The 7609-nt window shown below is 40.3% G+C and carries 6 protein-coding genes; 2 read left to right on the top strand and 4 right to left on the bottom strand.

Annotated elements, in window-relative coordinates; all coding sequences use genetic code 11:
- Positions 1-37 precede the first annotated feature (37 nt).
- Both DDZ16_RS19910 and DDZ16_RS19915 read right to left on the bottom strand, forming a co-directional pair.
- Positions 38-802 (bottom strand): LytR/AlgR family response regulator transcription factor, encoded by a 765-nt coding sequence (locus DDZ16_RS19910; RefSeq protein ID WP_109266245.1) that lies wholly within the window; start codon positions 800-802, stop codon positions 38-40.
- Positions 799-1821, bottom strand: coding sequence for a sensor histidine kinase (locus DDZ16_RS19915; RefSeq protein WP_109266246.1), 1023 nt, complete (start codon positions 1819-1821; stop codon positions 799-801). The genes DDZ16_RS19910 and DDZ16_RS19915 overlap by 4 nt, the downstream gene beginning before the upstream one ends.
- Positions 1822-2360: 539 nt before the next feature.
- On the opposite strand from DDZ16_RS19915, the gene DDZ16_RS19920 reads away from it, so the two are divergent.
- A complete protein-coding gene (locus DDZ16_RS19920; protein WP_109266230.1) occupies positions 2361-3182 on the top strand; it encodes a tyrosine-type recombinase/integrase in 822 nt (273 codons plus the stop codon).
- The gene (locus tag DDZ16_RS19925) at positions 3179-4330 is read left to right on the top strand and encodes an IS91 family transposase (RefSeq protein WP_109266231.1); all 1152 of its coding nucleotides are present in this window, start codon (positions 3179-3181) and stop codon (positions 4328-4330) included. The genes DDZ16_RS19920 and DDZ16_RS19925 overlap by 4 nt, the downstream gene beginning before the upstream one ends.
- 366 nt (positions 4331-4696) lie before the next feature.
- Here DDZ16_RS19925 and DDZ16_RS19930 read toward each other — a convergent pair whose 3' ends face one another.
- Together DDZ16_RS19930 and ltrA are read right to left on the bottom strand one after the other, a co-directional pair.
- The gene (locus tag DDZ16_RS19930) at positions 4697-5485 is read right to left on the bottom strand and encodes a hypothetical protein (protein ID WP_109266247.1); all 789 of its coding nucleotides are present in this window, start codon (positions 5483-5485) and stop codon (positions 4697-4699) included.
- 137 nt (positions 5486-5622) lie between these two features.
- Complete coding sequence (gene ltrA / locus DDZ16_RS19935) at positions 5623-6834, bottom strand: group II intron reverse transcriptase/maturase (RefSeq protein WP_109266248.1); 1212 nt, start codon at positions 6832-6834, stop codon at positions 5623-5625.
- Positions 6835-7609: the final 775 nt, after the last annotated feature.

Raw genomic sequence — 7609 nt, forward strand, 5'->3', positions numbered from 1 at the left:
GGGGAATTGAACAAATTGGAAGGTGAATTGAACAGGGTTAGGATTGTTCTATCCAGTTCATAAATTCGGTAACTTTTAATCGGCTAACAATAAGCTGCTCTTTGATTTTTAAATCAGTTTTAATGACAACTTTTCGATTAAAGTAGGGTTGAATTTTTTTAATGGCTTTTTTACTAAGTAGAACTTGCCTGTTTATTCTAAAAAATAGAGAAGGGGCAATGGAAGCCTCAATTTCAGACATGGATTTAAAAACCGGATATCGCTGATTATCGAATGTATGGATGTAAAGAACTTCGGTGTCAACAATAAAGAATGCAATTTTACTCACCTCAATAGGAATGAAGCTTTCCTTGACATGAACAAGTATTGAGGATTTATAGTTTTCTTTCTGCTGAAATGTGTTTTTTAGCAGGTTTACAATTTCTGTATCTGGCTTTAAAGATTCTTTTAGTGTTTCGTATTTTGTAAAGGCTATTTCCACATCCTCTTCCTTTACCGGTTTTAAGACATATTCAATACCATTGGTTTTAAATGCTTGTAAAGTGTATTGGTCGAAAGCGGTACAGAAGATAATTGGGCATTTCAGCTGTACTTTTGAAAATATCTCAAAACTAAGCCCATCAGCCAGTTGAATGTCTGAAAAAATTAAATCAGGTAAGTTCTTATCATTGGAAAGATACTTTACTGATTGCTCAATACTTTCCAAAGTATCAAGAATAATTGAATCAGGACGAACTTGCACTATAATTTCACTTAAAATTTGTGCGGTATGTGGCTCATCTTCTATAATTAAAATATTCATCGCCCGAGTAATTTAATTTTTACACGAAAAACTGATTCATCCGAAAATACATTAACTCCCTCCGGCTTTCCTAATAATTCATACCGCTTAATAAGGTTTTGCAAACCTAAACCTGAATCATCACCAGAAGCTACTTTTTGCTGTAAGTTATTTTCGACTGTTACACTGTTAATGCCTGAAACGTAAATTTTAATGTGCAGCGGTTTTCCTTTCGATACGATATTATGCTTAACGCAATTCTCTAATAGTAATTGTAAAGAAAAGGTTGGGATATTATAATTCAATAGATTTTCAGGAATATCAATATCAATGCTTAACATGTCCTCATACCTGGCAAATAACAAAAATGAATAATCATCAATAAGTTCAAGCTCTTCTTTAAGCGTTACCGTGTCTCTTTCTTTTTTAAGCAACAATAATCTATAGATATCAGACAGTTTGATAACAAATTCCTCTGCGTTGTTATTAGATGAGCGAATCATAGAACGCAATGTTGACAGAGAATTAAATAAAAAGTGTGGGCTAATTTGTTGCCTAAGAATTTCAAATTGAGCACGAATATTTTCTGTTTTTAGCATTTGATTTTGCAATGATACTGATTGATTTCTGGCATTTAAATTCAGGGCATATTGAATTAGAAAAATAATCGCAATACTTACACTACCTCTGATAAAAATAAAAAGATAACTGCTTTCCCTGTTATCATTAATACTTTCAGCTCCAGCTGAATTAAGAATGATTAATAGAGATATAAGAAGGCCATTGAAAAGAAAAATGATAAGAATTTTACTGGCTAAATTCCATTTTTTGGAGGTGTGAAAGATTAGATTAGTAAGTTTTGAATTTAAAAACCATGCTATCATTAAGAAGGAAAAAGAAACTAGCCATGCTGTCAAAAAACTTTCTATGAAAGGGGCTGTTTGATTCTCAGACTGATTTAAAATCGCGAATAGAGGTAACAAAGCTGAGAATGCTACTCCGACTTTCCAATTATTAACATGTTTTTTTATAAAATTCATATTTTTCAAAAATACAGATAAAGACTCAGTTTAGTTGTGTGTGTGACGGCAAAATTGCACTCTTTGGTAAGCTTTGGTTTGAGCCTTGGCCAGTGAGGCTTGCCAATGTGTGCAATGTGGGTTGGGTTTTCCCAACTGTCCCGAAGGGCAGAAGCGGGCAGGCAAAAAACTAATTTTTTCTTACACTAACCTTCAATCAATGAGATAATATTTTCAAGCCGTTTTTTCAAATTTTATAATCAGGTTTCAATGTTGCAGCTTCGTTCTTTTCACTTGCAGCTAACGTTTGATGGTATGGTGTCGTGCGGGAGTACGAGGCGAAAACCTATCAGGTTACACCGACCTTTTTTACGAGCTACAAAAGCCAGAAAACCGCTAAAACCCGCATGCACTATACCATGTGTTGAACTAAACCCTCCTTTCGTCGGGAGAAATAAAAATAGCTAAAAATGTTTACTTTACGGAATTTATCTAAAAGTAAATAACATGAAAAACAAAAAGAAGAAGCCTTAGAACAGGCAGCTCCATTACTGGAGAAGATGCGGCAACGCATGGTGTTGGAAAACCTCTCGCCGCGCACCATCGTATCCTACCTTCACGGCCCGCGCCAACTCATTCGCTACTACAACACACCGCCTCATGAGATTACTTCGGATCAGATTTTATCCTATCTGGTGTATCTTAAGGAAGAGAAACAGCAAAAGCGCAACACCATGCGTATCGCGGTAAACGGTATCCGGTATCTCTACAAACATTTTCTCAGCCGTCCGGAGATCTGCGAGCAGATTCCTTATCCCAAAGCAGAGCGGTATATCCCGGAAGTTTTCACTGGTGGTGAACTTAAACGCTTGTTTCTGGGCATAAAAAATCAAAAGCATTGTACACTTCTAAAATTGATCTACTCGGCCGGATTGCGTCGGGGGGAAGCCTGTAATATTCTTCTAAGTGACATTGATACCAAGAACATGCAAGTACGCGTACGTGGCGGCAAGGGGCGGCGTGACCGCTATGTGATGTTGTCGCGACACATGTTGGTAGAATTGAGTGCCTACATTCAGGAATGCCGGCCACAACATTATTTATTCAATGGTCGCAAAAAAGGAACGCCCATTACAGCTTCCTGCATTCGTTGGGCCTTATGCCAGGCTCTTAAACGGGAAGGATTGCAGCGAGGGCTCAATGTGCATTCCCTGCGTCATTCGTTTGCCTCTCATCTGTTGAGTATGGGCGTGAATCTCATGGTGATCCGTGATTTGCTGGGGCACCAAAGCATCCTGACGACCATGATCTATCTGCACATCAATTACCGCATGAAGAGTGATGTGGTAAATCCTTTGGACAAGATGTTCCCGGTTTTATGAAAAAACAGGGTATTGCAGAGGTAATTTCCCAGTTTCGGGGACGTATGGATGAAACAGGGTTTACCTCCCGCCAGAAAACGGTAATGACCCATCTTAGTCAGTGTCACACGCCGGTGCTGGGCGGTCGTTTAAAAGCCTGTGATCATTGTGGACATGCCCATCTGATGTGGTACAGTTGCCGCAACAGTCACTGCCCCCAATGTACCCACAGCAAGCGAGAGCGATGGATTCTCAGCCGCAAGGAAGATCTTTTACCCGTGGGCTATTTTCATATGGTTTTTACTCTGCCACATGATTTAAATCCATTGTGCCTTCAGCATCCGGGGGAGATATATAATCTTTTGTTTCAGTCGGTATGGAAAACCATGCAGGCTTTTGGGCAGAAGTCTCTTGGTGCTCAAACAGGGATGGTTGCCGTGTTGCATACCTGGGGGCAAAACATCAGTCTGCATCCCCATATTCATTGTCTGGTACCGGCCGGCGGATTAACCCCGCAAGGGAAGTGGCGCAGGGCCAAAGCCAAAGGCAAGTATCTCTACCCGGTAAAAGCGCTGAGTAAGATGTTCAGGGGTAAGTTTACCGATGGCCTGCAAAAGTTGCATGAAAGAGGCACCATTAAACTGGATGAACCCATTGACTTGTCTCAAAAACACCTTCATCCGCTTTACCGCCGCAAATGGGTGGTTTATGCCAAAAAGCCTGTCAGAGGATCAGAACATGTGGTGGAATATCTGGGCCGGTATGTCAACCGGGTAGCCATAGCCAACAGCCGCATTAAAAAAGTGGACGAAAAGGAAGTGGTTTTCTCCTGGAAAGATTACCGCACCGGTAAGCAACACGTGACACCACTCAATGGTAAGACCTTTCTAAGACGGTGGCTCATGCACGTATTGCCTGCCGGATTTGTGAAAGTAAGGCATTATGGCATCCTCTCATGCCACAACAAAAAGAGAGCCTTACATGTCGCGCGGCAATACTTTAAGCAGCCTTCGCCGGAAAGTTCCCCAAAAGAACCCTGGTATGTCATCTTTGAGCAGAGGTATGGCCATTCACCGTTTCTGTGTCCGGAATGCAAGGAGGGGCTGATGGGGGTTGTAGAGGTGTACCCTCCCATACGCGATGGCCCACAAAAGCGAAAGGCGGCCTAAAATATGGGCCAACTATTTTTATTTCAAATGACAGCGACCTGTCCGGGTCGGTGATTAGGAGTGGTATGCTCTAAAGTGGAAAATAACTCGAAAAACCAAGATAAAATGACCGGAAAAACCAAATATAGTAAGGGAAATTCGTCGGCCCAGACTCCCCAATTATTAAAATTTCGGCAACAACTACCTCACAAATCCAACCCCAATGCATTGAAATTCCTATATGCCATGGAAAGCGCCCCAGATCCCTAAAACGATGCCGGCCGGGTAACGTTCAACAACCGGCAAAATTAATCCCGCCACTTTATAAGAGGCGGGATATTTTATCTCGTGGGGATTAATTCAGCCCTGAATGTTGGGGGCTGCTGATTATTCATTTTCAATTAGTTTACACTCAATTTTCTCAAATTTAACTCTCTGGACTTTTAATAATTTTTCGGTTTTCCTAATAATTGATTTTTTATTATCGGTCAGAATTGGTTCCTCTAATTCAAATCTGTATTGAGAATGGTCTTCATCCCTCTCAATAATAATTTCATTGTCAAATAAGTAAAATAAAGCTACTTCATCTCCGAAAATATTCTCAGGATAATATTTTGGTTGCCAATCGGTTTTTTGTTTCAGTCCTTCGGTCTTAAATATTTCGATAAAATCATTAAAATCTTTGTCAGAGATATTAAACTCGGCATTATTCACTTTGTTTTTGTTGAGGCATCTACTTTTATGATTTTTATTCAACTTTGATATTGATTCTTCAATAATCCGTTGAAATAGTTTTAGTTTTTTAATTTTTCCGATTTTATCGTCACTATCAATTATAACTTTGTAAACAAAATCATCTTGTAAATCTTTGTTGTTAATGAGATAAATTGTGTCTTCCATGTCTATGTCCGAAAATATTGGAAGATATCCATTTAGTGATTTTTTAATAAAGTCGAAATCTTCAAAAAATGAATCAATATCAGTTATCAATTTCTCAAAAATATCTTGAGTCATTCCAAAAGTCAACAAATACTCACGATATAAAGGTTTTATTGGCTGACCTATTTTCTTTTCCATCTCAAGAATATTATCTTCTGTCATTGGTTCATAATAAACGACAGTTGAAAATCTTATCAATTTTTCTTTAATCTCCTTATAATACTTTTTGTAATCCATGTTGTAGTGGTGTTTCTTTCAGTTGCCCCCAATCGAGATAGGATAGCAGATTACTCTGCCTACCCCCTCGCAGATCCGGACGTACAGTTTTCCCGTATCCGGTTCCTCTGTATTTACTTTCGCTATCAGTTGCTAATTTAAACATTTGCATGAACAATCTTAGGTTTTGGTAATGGCAGATATTTCAATAACTCACCATATCCTTTCCATGTGTAGCTTTTGCGTTGGCTACGCCGGTTTAACCATTTGAACCAAGAGATTTTCGCATCACCATACATTCTTTGTAAGGCCAGGTAATTCCCTCTTATTCCATAATATTGGTATAATCCGCGTAGTTTTGAAGTCAATAGTTTACACTGGTCTTTCAGCTTCATGTGTCTGTTATCTATGCAGCAATCTCGTAGTTTCCGCAATGCTTTCTGCATTTTCTTCTTGCAGGTACGCCTTTTGACAACATTGTAGCCTTTTTGACTCTTTGTCCAATAATGTGTAAATCCGAGAAAATCGAAGGTTTGGCTTTTGCCTCTTTTGGCTGGCATAAACCTAATTAGTCGGCTTTTTTCAGGATGAATAGTTAGTCCATATTTCTGCATCCGTTTGGGCAATGTCCGATTTACTCTACGGGCATCTTCCTCATTTTCGAATCCGATAATAAAATCATCGGCGTATCTTATCACGAAAATTTCGCCCTTGAGTAATGGGCGTACCATCTTGTATATCCATTCATCCACTACGTAGTGTAAGTAGATATTACATAGCAACGGTGAGATGATATTGCCCTGTGGTGTTCCCACTGAGTTACGGTGCATGCTTTTTCCATCTAATATCCCGGCTTTTAGCCAAAGGTCAATTAACCTTAGAAGGCTTCTGTCTTTGATGCGCTTGCTTAGAAGGTTGCGAAGGGTTTTGTGGTCGAAATTATCGAAGCATCCTTGTATGTCTGCATCCAGTATCCACTTTATTCGTCCTCTTCCGCGCATGCATTGGCTTCTCAGCGATGACAGGGCTTGGTGTGCATTGCGCTTGGGTCTGAAACCATACGAAAAATCATAAAAGTACTGCTCGTATATCAGATTTAATAAGTCTGTTACTGCTCGCTGAACTATTTTGTCTTCCGTTGTGCTTATTCCCAAAGGCCGTTGCTTTCCATTGTCTTTGTCAATCCATACCCGGCGTATGTCCGGGGCGTGGTACTGCTGGTTTCGCAGTTGCTGATGCAGATGTTCGATCCGTATCGCAAGGTCTTCTTGGTATGCCTTGCAGCTTATCGTATCGACACCTGTTGCTGCGCTTCTCCTAAGTTTTCCGAAGCTTGTTAACAGATACTCTTCCGTTAGGTGATGTGACAAGGAGGTAAAAACTTCGTCTTAGTTTTCTCGTGCTTTTTGTGCTATACCTCTAAATTTCGTTTGCCTTGTTTGTGCTTTTCCGAGTAAGTCCATGGTTTCCTTTAGTGGTTACGCAAATACAGGCAGACTTCCTTCCCTACATCGGCTCGCTCTGATTGCACTTCGCCGACTACAAGCGGTACTATGAAGCTGCTATGACTTCTGCTTCGCCTTCTCTTTGGCTATGGTTGCCCCTTGCCGCAGATACCCTTGCATGCATGTTCCTTTTCTACGTACAGTTACATGTGGAACATGAGACTTATACTGTCTGGTGGTTGGGGTGAGGAGCACCTTCCTCTTCTCATGGGGAGCTAACAGATCTCCTGAGTTCCGAAGACTAACCTTTATGCATCCCGACCTGCGGTACGGGACAGGCTCTGTTGTCAGTCATCATCTAATTTCAAAGACCTTGGTCTTGTTCCAAAGATTTCGGTTTACGAAACCGTTTCACATTCTTGTTTAGATTGCTGCGGTTTCTCTCAGCGTACTCGTCCCGGCTATGTGCGCCTGGGCGTGGTTTCAGACCCGCTATGGATTTATCAGCTTGAACGCATGGTTGAGGGTAAAACAAAACCCTCAATATGCTGTGGATGCCACGGCTGGCGTATCATAGCTTTGTTGAACTAAACCCGTTTTCAACGGGAGCTTACCATCATAAAACTAAGAAATCTTCCTAAATAAACCGATTTTTCGGCCTCAAACAATTAAAAACAATTTAGTTATGAGTCGAAAATCG

This window comes from Marinilabilia rubra (genome assembly GCF_003121985.1).
Lineage (GTDB): Bacteria > Bacteroidota > Bacteroidia > Bacteroidales > Marinilabiliaceae > Marinilabilia > Marinilabilia rubra.